Here is a 14,415-nt window from a genome sequence, read left to right as displayed (position 1 = left end):
CCATAAAAATGCCGCGGCCGAAACCGCGGCATTTTTCATTGCGGCGCCAAGCGCCGCCGGGTCATGCGGCGCGGGCGTACGTGCCGCCCGCCTCGATGGTCCAATGCAGCCCGAACCGGTCGATGACGACGCCATAGTGCTCGGCCAATGTCGTCGCGCGCAAGGGCACACGGATATTGCCGCCCTCGCCCAGCGCCTGCAGCACCCGGCCGGCTTCGTCCGCGCTGTCCAATTGCAGGCTCACCGAAAATCCGCGGAAAGCCAGGTCGCCGGCATGATCCGCACCGGACAGGTACAGCGTGGTGGAACCGACGCGCAATCCTGCACGCAGAATCATGCCCGGGCTGCCGGGTTGCAGGTATTGCGGCGGCCCGTCGGGCACCGCCGTCAGCTGGAACAGCACCTCGGCGTGGAGGATGTCACGATAAAAGGACAGGGCTTCGGCGCACAGGCCGGGAAAATAAATCGTTGAAATTGCTTGCATAGAAGTCGCTGAATCCATGAATGGAAAGTGGATGACCCACCGAGCGACCTTCGCATGACGGACGGGAAGGAAGTCGGGCGTCGCTTACGTTACTTGCGCTCGGCAGGAATACGTGGTTCACGATGGCCTCCTTTCTTCTGTTGATGGCGCGTCAAGTCTAAAGCAGATTGCTGCCGGGCTCAAGACGCAAAAGCCGCTCCCGCGTCGGCGGGAACGGCCAGGCGATTCACCTGCCGGGGCCGCCGTCAAGGCAGCCCGCGGCGTCAGTGATTGATGATCAGGTCCGCGATGACGCCGGTGGCAATGGCCGCCAGCACATAATCGCCCCCTGTCTGCACCCAGTGGTAGCCCCGTGGCGGTGGCCGCAGGTTGTGGTCGTGCCAGTTATCCACGACATACTGATGGTTGCGGTAGCGGCTCGGCAGATGGCCGCCGCGGCGGATGTCGTGGTTGGGTCCGGCACCATCCCAGCGGCGGTCGCCGCCATGACCCTCGTCGCCGTAACGGCCGCCGCCGCGGGCCTGGTAGCCGTCGTGGCGGTCGTCATTGCGGCGATCGTACCGGTCGTCGCCGCGGCGGTCATAGCGGTCGTCGGCGCGGTGGTCGCCGCGGTCGCCGCGGTCGTGGTCGCGTTGGCTATACGGTCCGTCGGCACGGCGGCTGTCGTCCCGGTCGCCGTGGTAGCGGTCCTGGGCAAAGCTCGATGCGCCGGCAGCGCTCAGCAGCGCCGCCAGCAACGTGGACATCGCGAGGTGCTTCTTGTTCATAACACCCTCCATGAAATTCATTGCCTGGACTCCAGTAGACCACCGGACTCGACCCGGACTCCGTACGTTGCAGCACGAAACCATGCAAATGGGATTAACCGGCGGCATCGCAGGGGCATTTCGACTGGCCGGGGCTTTTAGCGGATAATGTCGGTTTATCCAGTTTCAAAGTGGCATCGCCGTGACCAAGACGCTCGCCGACCAGATCGAAGACCTGCTGCCGCAGACCCAGTGCACCAAGTGCGGCTATCCCGCCTGCCGCCCGTACGCGGAAGCGATCGCGCGCGGCGAGGCCGGGATCAACCAGTGCCCGCCCGGCGGCATGGAAGGCGTCGCGCGGCTGGCGCGGGTCACCGGGCGGCCCGTCATCCCGATCAACCCGGCCAACGGCGTCGAGCGTCCGCGTCCCGTCGCCTTCATCGACGAAAGCCTGTGCATCGGCTGCACCCTGTGCATCCAGGCGTGTCCCGTCGACGCGATCCTCGGCGCGGCCAAGCAGATGCACACGATCATCCCGAGCCTGTGCACCGGCTGCGACCTGTGCGTGGCGCCCTGCCCGGTCGACTGCATCGCCATGATCCCGCTCACGGACGACCCGGCCGGCGAGCCCACCGGCTGGGCCGCATGGTCGCAGGAACAGGCCGACGCCGCGCGCGCGCGCCACGACTTCCGCACCGCGCGCCTGCGCCGCGAAAAGGAAGAGAACGATGCGCGCCTGGCCGCCAAGGCCGTCGAAAAGATGCGCGCCGTGACGGCGGAAGAGACGAATACGGCGGACGAGCTGGCGGAAAAGGAACGCAAGCGCGCGATCATCGCCGCAGCCATCGAGCGCGCGAAGCAGAAGGCCGCCCCGCCGCCCGCTCCGGATAACAAAGAATAAGCATCGATGAATCCCGCCAAACGCCTCGAGATCTTCACGCGCTTCCGCGACGCCAATCCGCATCCCACCACCGAGCTCGAATACACGACGCCGTTCGAACTCCTGATCGCCGTGCTGCTGTCCGCGCAATCGACGGACGTCGGCGTCAACAAGGCCACGCGGCGCCTGTATCCGGTGGCGAACACGCCGCAGGCGATCCTCGACCTGGGCCTGGACGAACTCAAAACCTACATCTCGACGATCGGCCTGTACAACAACAAGGCGAAGAACGTCATCGCCACGTGCGAGATCCTCGTGAACCAGTACGGCGGCGAGGTGCCGCGGTCGCGCGAGGCGCTGGAAGCCCTGCCCGGCGTGGGCCGCAAGACGGCGAACGTCGTGCTGAACACCGCGTTCGGCGAACCGACGATGGCCGTCGACACGCACATCTTCCGCGTCGCGAACCGCACGAAGATCGCGCCCGGCAAGAACGTCGACGAAGTCGAGATGAAGCTGCTGAAATTCGTGCCGAGGGAATTCCTGCACGATGCGCATCACTGGCTCATCCTGCACGGCCGCTACACCTGCGTGGCGCGCAAGCCGAAGTGCTGGAACTGCATCATCAACGACCTGTGCGAATTCAAGGACAAGACGCCGGCCCCGAAGGACGCGTGATGCCGGATCGTCAAGCGTGGCCGGCCGCGGAGGTCTCCGGTATCATCCGGGGATGAACGAGATTTCCTTCCTTCCGTTTGTCATTGGCGTCGCCGGCGGAAGCGGCAGCGGCAAGTCGACGGTGTCCCAACAGGTGCTGGCCTCCTTCGGCGCCGACATGGTCTCGGTCGTGATGCAGGACGACTACTACCGCGACCAGTCCGACCTTCCGCCCGAAGTCCGCCGCAAGCAGAATTACGACCATCCCGACGCCTTCGACTGGCCGCTGCTGGTACGACACGTCCAGGCATTGCGCAACGGCGAAACGATCGCGATGCCGGAGTACGACTTCACGATCGACAACCGCTCCACCAGGACCATTCCGGTCAAGCCGGCCCCGGTCGTCGTGATCGAGGGCCTGTTCGCCTTGTACGACGCGGACCTGCGCGACATGATGTCGTTGAAGATCTTCGTCGACACCGCGCCCGACGTCCGCTTCATCCGCCGCATGCAGCGCGATATCGCCGAACGTGGCCGCTCGCTGGAGAGCATCGTCGGCCAGTACCTGGAAACGGTGCGGCCGATGCACAAGCAATTCATCGAGCCGACCAAGCGCCACGCGGATGTCATTTTGCCGCACGGCGCCAACGACCCGGCCGTCGACATCATCACCACCAAGGTCGCCAGCGTCATCGGCCGGTTGCAGCGGCCCTGACGCGTGGACCGAGGTGACGCCGTTCACTTCGTGAGGACCAGCGAAAAGAAAATCCGGGTCGGCCCGTTCGACAGCTTGAAGAACAGCTTGTTGCGACCCTTCCTGAAGTGCACCACGCGCGTGCCTTCGTTCAGGTTGTAGTCGCGTACAAAGGTGTTCTTCGTCTCGTAGACCAGCCCGAAGAACGAGTCCTTGTTGACGTTCCCGCCTTTCCAGACCAGCCGGTCGTTGAGCCACAGTTGCGCATCGTCGTCCGCGCCGACCCAGATCGTCAGGTCCTGCGCCGCGTCGAGCATCAACTCCGTATAGCCGTAATACACGGCGTCTTCCGCGTGCACGGGCGGTTCGAGGGGATAGTGCGCCATGTCGACGTAATCCCATTTGACGAGGCGTCCGTCCTTGCCGCGATATGCAGCGTCCAGCACGACGCCCTGCTCGGGCGGATGGCGGTAATTGGCAAACAGCCCTTCGCCGTGCCGCCCGTCGAACGGACCGATCACGTACCAGCGGTTGACCCAGACGCGGTTCGCATACGTGCCGCCGGGGCCGATCATCCTGCCCGCGCCCTTGACCATGGTCGCCGCGTCGACGGTCGGAACGTGCGCGGCGCCACCGCCGAAGAAGGCGCCCATGCGGCCGGTGTAGGCCTGCGTCGCGCGATCCGGCATGTCGGGATTCGCGAACGCGACGATCCGCTCCAGCGCCCCGCTGCCGATGCCTTGTCCGGGCTGGCCGTTGCCGTTGCCGTTGCCGTTGCCGTTGCCGTTGCCGTTGCCGTTGCCTTTACCTTTGCTGTTGTTGATACCGCCCTGCGTCGCACCTGTCGCGCCGGCCGCGACCTGCATGCCGTTCTGCTGCTGTTCCAGTTGCTGGCGGCGCTGTTCCAGCGCGGCGCGCGCCTTCGCTTCGAGTTGTTCGATCTGCGCGGCCGCTGCGGCGGCATCCTTCGGCGGCGTGACGGGCGGCGCTTCCGGCCTGGGCGTTTCCGCGATCTGTTTGAGTGCCTTTTCCTTCGGGATGTCGAGCAGCTTCGCCAGCCGTTCGGCCTTCGTGTCGCGCTCGATGTCATCGATCTTGCGCGCCAGCTCCCTCGCCTGTTTCAGCAATTCCTCCGGCGCCTTCGGCTGCGCGCTGAACTGCACGTCGTCGTCTTTGTCCGCGGCAGGTTGCACGGCCGCGCTTTGCTCGAGCAGGGACTTGATCCGCTCCATGTCGTGCACGCGCTTTTCGAGGCGGGCCTGGGCCGTCAGCCGCGCGCCCGATTCGACCAGCCGTTGCTGCCGCTCGCGCTGGGCGAGGTCGATGTGCTGGCTGCCCAGGTGGTAGAGCGCGATGAGCGGCACCGCATGCAGGACCAGCGCGGCGACCAGGAACGGATGCCGCCGGATGGAGGCAAACGTCGGTGCGAGCGTCGGCGCGTCGTCGAAGGCCATCGTCAGCGCGTGTGCATCGAGACCCGGGTCAATCCCTCGAACTGGCAGAGATCGAGCACGTGCACGATGTCCTGGTAGCGCGCGGCCTGGTCGCCGTCGATGCGGATCGGCCGCGCCGGATCGCGCGCCGCCTCGCGCCTGAGCAGGTCGTGCAGGGCTTGCGTCGACACCCGCTTGTCATCGATGTAGAACGCACCCTCGGCGTCGACACCGATGACCAGCGGCGCCGCGCCGGCCGTGGCGCGGTCGAGGCTGACCTGCGACGTGGGCAGCACGATGTGCATGTCCTTCTCCGGCTTCTTGCCGTCCGGGTGCTTGAACGACGTCGCCGCCATGAAGAACATCAGCAGGAAGAAGATGCAGTCGATCAGGGCGATCAGGCCGATCTCGGGCTGCTCGTCGTCGCCGAGGTCAATGCGCATGGACGACCTCCAGCGTGCGCGCGGGCATGCCGTCCAGCACGCCGTTCAGCTGGCGCTCCAGCGCGATGCCGATGCCGACCATGCGGTTGCGGAAGACGTGGTGCATCGCCAGCGACGGCAGCGCCACCGACAGTCCCGCCGCCGTGTTGACGAGGGCCTTGGAGATGCCGCCGGCCAGCAGGGTCGGATCGCCCATGCCGTTGAAGGCGATGACGTGGAACGACTCGATCATGCCGACGACGGTGCCCAGCAGCCCGACGATCGGTGCGACCGTCGCCACCACGTTCAGCGCATACGCCTTTTGCTGCTGCAGGCGCAGTTCGACGCCCGCCATCTCCGCCACGCGCGCCGCCAGCTTTTCGGCCGGCAGGTGCCGGTGCTCGACCATCCAGTCGAGGATGCGCGCGAGGCTGTTGCCGCCGCCGGCCACCCGCTCGCGCAACTGGTCGAAACGCCCCGCGCGCCACAGCGTTTCCGCCTCGGCCGCCAGGTCCGGCGGCGCCACCTTCTCCAGGCGGAAGTTGACGAGCCGCTCGAGCGTCACGGCCAGCGCCAGCACGGACAGCGCGCCGATCGCCACGATACCCAGGCCGCCGTGCGCCAGTTCGGCGGCGAAGTTCAGGCCCTGCGCCCGGGCCGGGGATGCGAGCAGCAACAAGCCGTACAGGCCGAGGCGGGGCAATCTGGACATCGGCTTCCTCTCTGTTCAATTTCGAATGAATGTAACACAATGGCCACACCTATTCGCATTATATTTTTCCACACGAGAGCATGAAAAACTACCATCGAATGGAATAATGCACCCCAAAAATCGTCGTCCCCTGGCCAGGCGGTAGATCGACCGCCCATTACCGGAAACTGAAGTGCTTGTGTCCCAGATAGCTGCTGAACACCGGCACGACGACCCCGATCCCGTGCGCGATCTCGCGCGCGAACGCGGTCACGCCCAGCGCCGGCAGCGCCCACTTCACGAGCAGCATGCTGATCGTCCACGTCTGCGCGACGGCCACCACGTTCACGAGGATGAACCAGCCGGCCGCGTGGTGCGTGGCCTGCCGGCTTTCGCGGAACACGAACAGCCTGGCCAGGATGAACGCGGTGATCATGCCCGTGATGTACGCGCAGATGACGGCGCTGGAAAACGGCATCGTGCGGTTGTACAGGATGCGCGAGCCGAAGTTGACGGCCGCGGCAAAGCCGCCCGTCAGCAGGAAGACGAGAAACTGGCGCGATGCGAAGCTCTTGATCACGCGCCCGCCTCGCGCGCCATCTTGCGGCCGAAATCGATGCTCTCGGAGATGCCGCGGTCTTCCGGATAATAGTACGACGTATCCGCGACCCACAGCCCGCCCACGGGCAGCTTGGCCGGCGGCAGGCGGTCCAGGTAGCCCGGCTCGCAGATCGGCTGCGCATGGCGGTAGCGGCTCGCGCGCATGTCGACGAAATCGGCGTCCGTGAGCGCCGGGTTGATCTTCATGAGGTAGCGCTTGACCTTGTCGAGGAAGGCCTGGTCCGGCTCCGCGAACTTGGGGTGCTCGCCCGGCATGTAGAACGGGACATAGACGATGTGCTGGTCGCCCATCGGCCGCAGGTTCGTGTATTCGACGAGGCCGGGGATGTCCATCTCCTCGTCGTTCGTGTTGAGCCAGAAGTTCTCCGTCACGGGCTTCTTCAGCTTCGCGATCACGCACACGACGGCGATGTTCTTCTTGGCGCGGAACGCATCGAGCGTCGCCGCCGGCAGGTCCGGCATCACGCGCGGCACGTACGGCAGCGGGATCGTGCTGATCACCTTGTCGAACGCCTCGAACGCGCCGCCCGCCTCCACGCCTTTCACCTTGCCGTCCTCGATGACGACCTTCGTGACGGGCGTCTTGAGGCGCAGGTCGCCGCCGTGCCGTTCGATGTCGGCGCGCATCGCCTCGAGCAGCGTCGCCGAACCGCCGTCCATATAGCCCAGCTTTTCCTTGAACAGGTTGTAGCGCGAGCGGCCGATGCGGCGGATGCGGCTCCAGATCCACGCGGCGGACAGGTTGTCGCTGTAGTCGTAGAACTTGTAGTCGAACAGGCGGCGCCACAGCACTTCCCACGCTTCGGCGCCGACGCTGCGCTTGATCCAGCCGCTCGCCTCCACGTGGTCGAGGGGCTTCCAGTCGTCGCGCTTGGTCGACAGGAACGCATGCAGGCCGTAGCGGAATTTCGCCGCGAAGCCCAGGCCGCGGAACTTGAGCAGCGCGACCGGGTTGCCCCAGTCCTGCACCTCGCCCCTGAACCAGTAGCCCATCCTGGTCGCGACCCAATGCATCTTCGACGCCAGCCCGAGTTCATCCAGCACCTTTAGAAATGCGTGGTCGGAGATCGCGTGGAAATGGTAATAGCGCTCGATCGACGTGCCGGAAAAATCGAAGTGCGCGGCCATGCCGCCCACGCGGTCGTCCGCTTCGTAGACGACGGGCTGGTGGCCGTCGCGCGCCAGTTGGTAGGCCACGGCGAGGCCCATCGGCCCCGCCCCCAGGACGGCAATACGCTGCTTCATTCAGAACTCCAGGACGACGTTGCTGTATTTCGGATCGTTGAAGGTTTCGTCGATGGCCTGCGCGAACGGGGTGCTCCGCACCTTGAACATGCCGGGCCAGTCGATCACCTCGAAGCTGTCGCGCGCGACGAGCGCCGCCAGCTGCTGCGTCGTGAACGGCGGGTTGCTGTCGAACTTGCCCCACACCCAGAGCAGCGCGTAGAACAGGTTGTACGGGATCTTCACGATCGGCGTCCTTGCGCGGGTCACGCGCTTGATCTCGCGGATGATGTCGATGTAGTCGACTTCCTCGTGGCCCGAGATGTTGTAGACGCCCGTGATGGACGGGTCCTCGATGCAGCCGATGATCACGCTGCAGAAATCCCCCACGTACAACGGCTGGCGCATGTAGCGGCCGTGGCCCGGGATCGGGAACACGGGCACCTTGCTCATGAAGCGCGACAGCCAGCCCAGGTGCTTGCGGTCGAACCAGCCGAACATCAAGGTGGGCCGCAGCACCGGACACGCGATGCCGCTCGCCAGCACCATCGCTTCCTGTTCGCGCTTCGAACGCGTGTAGAAATCGTCGGCGACGGAGACGACGACCGAGGAGCTGATCGCGACGAGGCGCGTATTCGGCTGCCCCTTGATGATGTCGAGCTGGTGGCGCGTGGCGTCGACGTTGTTGCGCACGAAGTCGTTCCAGTCGTTGCCGCCGATCTGGGCCTGCAGCATGACGACGGTCGAACCGTCGGTGAAATGGCGCGACCATTCGCCCGGCTCGGCCAGGTCGGCGTATTCGACGGTGATGTCGGGCTGCACGCGGCGCAGCACGTCGAGGTTGGCGCGGTGCTTGTCCAGCACGACGATGTTGCGGTAGCCGCGCGCCATGAGACGGGCCACCAGGTTTTGTCCGACCAGCCCGGCGCCGCCGGGCAGGATGATCTTGCGGTCCAAATCGGTCATGGGTTGTCCTTCCTGATTCCGTACAGCGACAGGCCGAGCAGGCGCGTGTCCGGCGACATGCCGAACTGCTGCGGCGAGGTCGGCTTGTCGATCCTGAGTTCGATGTGCTGGGCGGCCGTCGGCTCGGGGCCGAGGTCCAGCGTGAAGCGATGGCGCACTTCGATGAAGTTATAAGTCGCCGTGCCGGCCGGTCTGCCGTTCGCGAAGGCCTGCACGTCCAGGCGCACTTCGCCGTTCGGCACGAAGCTGCCGAAGTCCAGCGTCAACATGCGGCCGCGCGCCGGGTCGGCGGGCAGGTTGATCTCGACGACGGGGCCGTCCGACCACACGAAATCGCCTTCGAGTTTGGACCAGCCCTTGCCGAGGATCCGGCGGAAATAATCCGGCGCGTCCTTGACGGTCAGGTAGGCGGCATGGCGCGGCGGCGCGCCCTTGCGGTACAGCGCGAGGCCGAACGCTTCGACGTCGCCGTCGCCGCGCTCGGCGTTCGGCGCCTCGACCTGATGCACGTCGAAGCGGCGGTTGTGCGCCACTTCGTCCGGCGTGCACTTGCCGGGTTTCGTATTCGAGATGTGCCAGTTCTCGTTGACGCATACGAGGTCCACGTGCTGGCGTTTCGCGTACGCCTGCAGGCCCAGCGTATTGCCCCAGATGACGCCCCAGGTGCGCGGATCCTGCTCCAGGTCCAGCACGATGCGGCCCTGGCCGGGCAGCGCGCGCAGCTTGTCGTACAGGTTCACGACGCCCGGCTGGTTGTAGAAGACTTCATACATCGGTGCCTGGCGGACCCAGTGCCACGAGCCGGCCACCGCGGCAACCGCCAGCACGCCGGCGGCCACGGACCCCGCGCGGGCGCCCAGGGCGCGGCACGCGTACAGCACGACGAGCGCCGCGCACATCGCGGGCACCGAGTAATAGAAGATGGCGATATAGACCTGGTTCAGGTCGTCGACCCCGGCCTTGGCGTAGTACAGCAGCGCGAGGGTCGCGGCGCCGAAGGTGACGGCCAGCGCACGCGTGCCGCGCACGAAGTCCGAGCGGGCCGGTTCGACGCGCCTGTCCTTCAACAGGAACACGGCGAGCAGCGGGATGGCCAACAGCCCCCACATGGATGCGAGACCCAGGCGCCAGTACACGCCGACGAATTTCAGCGCGTCGGGCAGGTGATTGCCCTTGTTGCCGCGGCCGAACTTGATATAGTCCCACAACGGTCCCGGCCACTCCGTGACGGTCGCGATCAGCAAAGGCACGAAGAACAGGAACAGGATGCCGCACGCCACCCGGATGTCGGCGCGGTGGCGGGCGAACCAGGCGCGCGACAGGATGCGCAGCGAACGGTCGCGGCGCGACACGCGCAGGTTCACCGCCAGCACGACGATGAGGGTCAGGCCCAGCATCGGAATGAAGGAAGCGTGCCCGTTGATCAGGAAGCCGCTGGCGACGGCGAGCGCTTTCAGCGTGTCGGCCCGGCCGTACACGAGCGGCGCGATCGCGACGATCATCGCCGCGTACGGGAAGAAGTACAGGTGCGGGAACCAGATGCCGTTCACGATCGCGTAGTCGCTGATCGCCGCGCCCAGCACGAGCAGGGCCGTGAACAGCAGCGCCGGCGCGAGCGCACCGGTAATGCGCCGCACCAGTGCGCAGATGAGCACCATCCAGCCGGCGTTGTACAGGATGCCGCCCAGCAGTTGGCCGGACAGTGGCGAGGGCACGAGGTGCAGCCAGTCGTGGAACACCAGTTCCCCGAAGGCCAGCACGTACAGGATCGCCGGGCCGGGATGGTTGAAGCCGACCCGCGAATAATTGCCGTAGATGAGGTGCAACCGCTTGGCGTCCTGGATCAGCAGGCTGTTGGCGGCGAAGTCGCCCACCTCGCGGTTCACGTGACGCAGCATGTGCCATTCGACGCCGGCCAGCGCCGCGACGATCAGCAGGAACAGTACGGCCCAGGTGAGCAAGGACGGCGCACCACGGGTGGCCGACGTGGACAGGGTGCCGCTGCGCGGCAGTTCTCGGGTATCCAGCATATGCCTGCTCGCTCAAATATTCATTTTGTTGAAGACGAACGCCGGCAGGTGGCGGATGATCATCATGATCACGAACCACTTGCCAGGCGCGTACACCACCGGCTTGCCGGCGGCGGAACCATCCACGATCAGGCGCGCCACCTGTTCGACGGGCGCGAGGCCGCGCTGCGGCAGGTGCGCCGTCATCGGGGTCGCCGTCGGACCCGGCTTGACCAGCACCACTTTCAGCGCGCTGCCGCTGCCGGCCAGGCGGTGCTGCAGGCCCTGCGCATAGCGCGTGACGAGGCCCTTGGCCGCGCCGTACACATAGTTCGAACGGCGCCCGCGGTCGCCCGCGACGGAACCGATGATCGTGATGACACCGCCCGCCGGCTCCATGTGACCCGCGAACGCTTCCGCGAACAGCACGGGAGAAACGCCGTTCACGGCGAGCGCTTCGTACGCGGCGTCGAGGTCGCGCTGGCACTGCTGCTGGTCGGGCAGCGAGCCGTGCGCGATCAGCACCTGCTGCGGCATGCCGTCCGCGACGACGGCGTCGGCCAGCGCGCGGATGGCGCGCGGGTCGGAGAAGTCGACGGTGCGGACAAGCACGGTCGCCCCGCCGCCGCGCACGCGCAGGTCGGCGGCCACGCGTTCCAGGCGTGCCGCATCGCGCCCGACCAGCGTCAGCGCGACGCGGCCTTTGGTCGCCCACAGGCGCGCGCAATGCTCGGCGATCGAAGAAGTCGCACCGACGATCACGATGCGTTGGAGGGAATCCTGCATATCAGCTTCCTATCAGACGACGCGACATGGCCGAGCTGATGCCCGGGTCGCGGTATTGCAAGAATTCGGCCAGGCGCGGGTAGCCCGATTCGAACAGGTCGCGCGGCATGCGCGCATCCTTGGCGGCGTAGATGCGCCCGCCCGCGTCGCGCACGATGGCGTCCAGGCGCTCGAACAGGGCCGCGGTTTGCGCCCCGCGGTTGGGAAAGTCCAGCGCCAGCGTGACGCCGGGCTGCGGAAAACTCATCATGCCGCGGCTCGCGCGGTCGCCGAAGGTCTTCAGCACGGCCAGGAACGAGCCCTGCCCCGACGCCTTGATCGCGGCGAGCATCGCCTGGATCGCGGCGCGTCCCGCCGCGCGCGGCACCACGCTCTGGTACTGGTAAAACCCGCGCGGACCGTACATGCGGTTCCAGTCGTGCAGGTTGTCGAGCGGGTAGGTGTATGTTTCGAAATGCGCGACCGCGTAGCCGGCCTTGAACGTGTTGGCGCGGAAGTAGGCTTCGTTGAACGCGCGCAGCGAGAGGCCGTTCACGAGCGACACGGGCGGCACGAACGGCACGCGCTTCGGCTTGCGTCCGGACTGCGCGATGCGGTCCGGGATCGCGGCCAGGTTGGCGCGGAAGAACAGGCCGCGGCCGATGCCCGACAGGCAGTCGACCCACGACACGGTCTGCTCCCAGCCGGCCTCGGACGTGTCGGCCAGCGCAAAGAATTCGTCGAGATTGCGGTACGGGACCGTGTCCGTCACGAGCCAGGGTCCTGCGACTTGCCGCAGCTGCAGCTCGGCCTCGACGATCACGCCCGTCAGGCCCATGCCGCCGACGGTCGCGGCGAACCAGCCCGGTTCGCGGTCCGGCCCGCAATCGATGACGCGGCCGTCCGTGCGCGCCAGGCGCAGGCCGAGCACGTGGTCGCCGAAGGAACCGAGCACGTGGTGATTCTTGCCGTGGACGTCGTTGGCGATGGCGCCGCCGACCGTGATCATCTGCGTGCCTGGCGTCACCGGCAGCAGCCAGCCGTGGGCGATACTCATGCGCTGGATGTCGCGCAGCAGCACGCCCGCTTCGCAGCGCAGGCGGCCGCTGGCGGGATCGAAGGCGATGAAGCGGTCCAGGCCCGTCATGCGCCACAGGCGGCCGTCCGGGTTCAGGCCGACGTCGCCGTAGCTGCGCGCATTGCCCTGCGCGAGGCCGCGGCTGCCCGCGACGGCGCGCACGGCCTGGTCGCGGTCGGAGAGCGGCACCAGGTCGTGTTCGTGGCTGTCCAGCCTGCCCCACGACGAGACTCTTACCATGGCCACCCGAGCGCGCCGATGACGAGCGCGGCGCCGAACGCGAGGCCGGCCAGCCGGCTGGCGCGGTCCTTCACGGCGAACACCACGGGGTCGTCGTGCATGTGGCCGCGGTGCGCCTGCATCCAGATCCAGCTGATCCAGAAGATCAGCACGGGCACGGTGCCCCACACGGCTTCCGGACGCGCGTACAGTTCCAGCACCACTTCGCTGTTCAGGTACAGCGCCAGCACGACGGCCGACGCATAGCCGGCCGTGACGCCGAGGTTCAGCACGAGCGGTTCGTCGCTCGTGTAATAGCCGCGGCCGTGCACCTTCTGCTTGCCGGACAGCGCCTGCGTCTGCAGCTCGGCATAGCGCTTGACGAAGGCCAGCGACAGGAACAGGAACACGGAGAAGGCCAGCAGCCAGAACGACAGCGGCATCGACAGCGCGGCCGCGCCGGCCGTGATGCGCAAGGTGTACAGCATGGCGAGCGTGATGCAGTCGAGGAGGATCACGCGCTTCAGGCCCCACGAGTACACGCACGTCAGCACGAAATAAAACAGGAGCCAGGGCAGGAACGTGCCGCCGACCATGGCCCCGAGCGCGAGGCTGACGGCGAGCAGCACGGGCGCGAGCAGCACGCCCTGCCACGCCGGCACGGCACCGGACGCGAACGGACGCAGGCGCTTGCGCGGGTGGGCGCGGTCGCTCTCCAGGTCGAGCAGGTCGTTGGCGATGTAGACGGTCGAGGCGCACAGGCTGAACGACACGAACGCCAGCACGAGGGTCAGCCAGCCGTCGATGTCGGTCACGCGGTGCGCGGCCAGCAGCGGCACGAACAGCAGCAGGTTCTTCATCCACTGGTGCACGCGCAGCACCCTGCGCCAGGCCGTGAAGCCGCGCTTCTGCGGCGGGAATTCGCGTTCGACGCTGCACAACTCGGCCGCCTTGCGCGCGAGGCCGCGGGCGCCGTTGACGACGATGGCGCGGCGCGCGCGGCGCCACACTTTCAGGTCGGCGCTGGAATTGCCGACGTAGTCGAAGTTGCCGTGGCCGTAGTGCCGCTCCAGCGCGTCGGCCTTGTGGTCGCCCGCCAGGTTGACGTCGCCGTCGCTGGCCAGCACGTCGTCGAACACGCCCAGATAGTCGGCCACCGCATCGGCGATGGCGCGGTCGGAGGCGGTGCACAGCACGATGCGGCGCCCGGCCGCGCGTTCTTCCTTGAGCCAGTCCAGCAGCGATTCGTTATACGGCAGCAGCGACGCGTCGAAGCTGCTGCGGCTCGCCAGTCGGCGCTTGAGGACGGCCTTGCCCTGCAGAAGCCACAACGGGATGCGCAACACGTCCAGCGGACGGTCGCGCGATACCCGCAGCGCGGATTCGTGCAGCATGTCGGTATGGATCAGCGTACCGTCCAGGTCGACGATGAGTGGAGCCGTATTCAATTGGATGTCCTGCAGGAGATTGGCGCACTGGTGCAGCACCGCCAACACTGTGAAATACTTAATAGCAAAAGTTCAGTATTA

The 14,415-nt window shown here is 66.6% G+C and carries 15 protein-coding genes; 3 read left to right on the top strand and 12 right to left on the bottom strand.

Going from position 1 to position 14,415, the window contains the following annotated elements:
- Nucleotides 1-61 precede the first annotated feature (61 nt).
- Together U9J41_RS24955 and U9J41_RS24950 are read right to left on the bottom strand one after the other, a co-directional pair.
- Nucleotides 62-484, bottom strand: coding sequence for a VOC family protein (locus tag U9J41_RS24955; RefSeq protein WP_322404876.1), 423 nt, complete (start codon nt 482-484; stop codon nt 62-64).
- Nucleotides 485-747: 263 nt separating this feature from the next.
- Nucleotides 748-1,251 carry an RcnB family protein gene (locus U9J41_RS24950; protein WP_322404875.1) on the bottom strand — a complete coding sequence of 168 codons (504 nt, stop codon included), beginning with the start codon at nt 1,249-1,251 and terminating at the stop codon, nt 748-750.
- Between the two features lie 181 nt (nt 1,252-1,432).
- On the opposite strand from U9J41_RS24950, the gene rsxB reads away from it, so the two are divergent.
- From rsxB to udk, 3 genes are read left to right on the top strand one after another with little or no spacing between them, the layout of a single operon-like run.
- Entirely contained in the window at nt 1,433-2,131 is a 699-nt protein-coding gene (rsxB, locus tag U9J41_RS24945) for an electron transport complex subunit RsxB (protein ID WP_322404874.1), read from the top strand.
- Nucleotides 2,132-2,137: 6 nt separating this feature from the next.
- Nucleotides 2,138-2,785 carry an endonuclease III gene (gene nth / locus U9J41_RS24940; protein WP_322404873.1) on the top strand — a complete coding sequence of 216 codons (648 nt, stop codon included), beginning with the start codon at nt 2,138-2,140 and terminating at the stop codon, nt 2,783-2,785.
- Between the two features lie 52 nt (nt 2,786-2,837).
- Entirely contained in the window at nt 2,838-3,479 is a 642-nt protein-coding gene (udk, locus tag U9J41_RS24935; protein WP_322404872.1) for a uridine kinase, read from the top strand.
- Between the two features lie 23 nt (nt 3,480-3,502).
- On the opposite strand, the gene U9J41_RS24930 is transcribed toward udk, so the two are convergent.
- From U9J41_RS24930 to U9J41_RS24885, 10 genes are all read right to left on the bottom strand, one after another.
- Nucleotides 3,503-4,912 (bottom strand): hypothetical protein, encoded by a 1,410-nt coding sequence (locus tag U9J41_RS24930; RefSeq protein WP_322404871.1) that lies wholly within the window; start codon nt 4,910-4,912, stop codon nt 3,503-3,505.
- 2 nt (nt 4,913-4,914) lie between these two features.
- Nucleotides 4,915-5,334: an ExbD/TolR family protein gene (locus U9J41_RS24925; RefSeq protein ID WP_322404870.1), complete on the bottom strand. Its 420-nt coding sequence runs from the start codon at nt 5,332-5,334 to the stop codon at nt 4,915-4,917.
- The gene (locus U9J41_RS24920; RefSeq protein WP_322404869.1) at nt 5,324-6,025 is read right to left on the bottom strand and encodes a MotA/TolQ/ExbB proton channel family protein; all 702 of its coding nucleotides are present in this window, start codon (nt 6,023-6,025) and stop codon (nt 5,324-5,326) included. The genes U9J41_RS24925 and U9J41_RS24920 overlap by 11 nt, the downstream gene beginning before the upstream one ends.
- 157 nt (nt 6,026-6,182) lie before the next feature.
- Entirely contained in the window at nt 6,183-6,584 is a 402-nt protein-coding gene (locus U9J41_RS24915; RefSeq protein ID WP_322404868.1) for a GtrA family protein, read from the bottom strand.
- Nucleotides 6,581-7,870: an NAD(P)/FAD-dependent oxidoreductase gene (locus U9J41_RS24910; protein WP_322404867.1), complete on the bottom strand. Its 1,290-nt coding sequence runs from the start codon at nt 7,868-7,870 to the stop codon at nt 6,581-6,583. The genes U9J41_RS24915 and U9J41_RS24910 overlap by 4 nt, the downstream gene beginning before the upstream one ends.
- Complete coding sequence (locus tag U9J41_RS24905; protein ID WP_322404866.1) at nt 7,871-8,815, bottom strand: NAD-dependent epimerase/dehydratase family protein; 945 nt, start codon at nt 8,813-8,815, stop codon at nt 7,871-7,873.
- Nucleotides 8,812-10,845, bottom strand: coding sequence for a hypothetical protein (locus U9J41_RS24900; protein WP_322404865.1), 2,034 nt, complete (start codon nt 10,843-10,845; stop codon nt 8,812-8,814). Before U9J41_RS24900 ends, U9J41_RS24905 begins: the two co-directional genes overlap by 4 nt.
- A 12-nt stretch (nt 10,846-10,857) precedes the next feature.
- Nucleotides 10,858-11,610 (bottom strand): SDR family NAD(P)-dependent oxidoreductase, encoded by a 753-nt coding sequence (locus tag U9J41_RS24895; protein ID WP_322404864.1) that lies wholly within the window; start codon nt 11,608-11,610, stop codon nt 10,858-10,860.
- Between the two features lies 1 nt (nt 11,611).
- A complete protein-coding gene (locus tag U9J41_RS24890) occupies nt 11,612-12,907 on the bottom strand; it encodes an FAD-binding oxidoreductase (RefSeq protein ID WP_322404863.1) in 1,296 nt (431 codons plus the stop codon).
- Nucleotides 12,901-14,334 (bottom strand): UbiA family prenyltransferase, encoded by a 1,434-nt coding sequence (locus U9J41_RS24885; RefSeq protein WP_322404862.1) that lies wholly within the window; start codon nt 14,332-14,334, stop codon nt 12,901-12,903. Before U9J41_RS24885 ends, U9J41_RS24890 begins: the two co-directional genes overlap by 7 nt.
- Nucleotides 14,335-14,415: the final 81 nt, after the last annotated feature.

The sequence above is a fragment of the Massilia luteola genome (genome assembly GCF_034420155.1).
Classification (GTDB): domain Bacteria; phylum Pseudomonadota; class Gammaproteobacteria; order Burkholderiales; family Burkholderiaceae_D; genus Telluria; species Telluria luteola.
The sequence above is the reverse complement of the archived record's forward strand: the minus strand, read 5'-3'. Positions and strand labels throughout refer to the sequence as shown.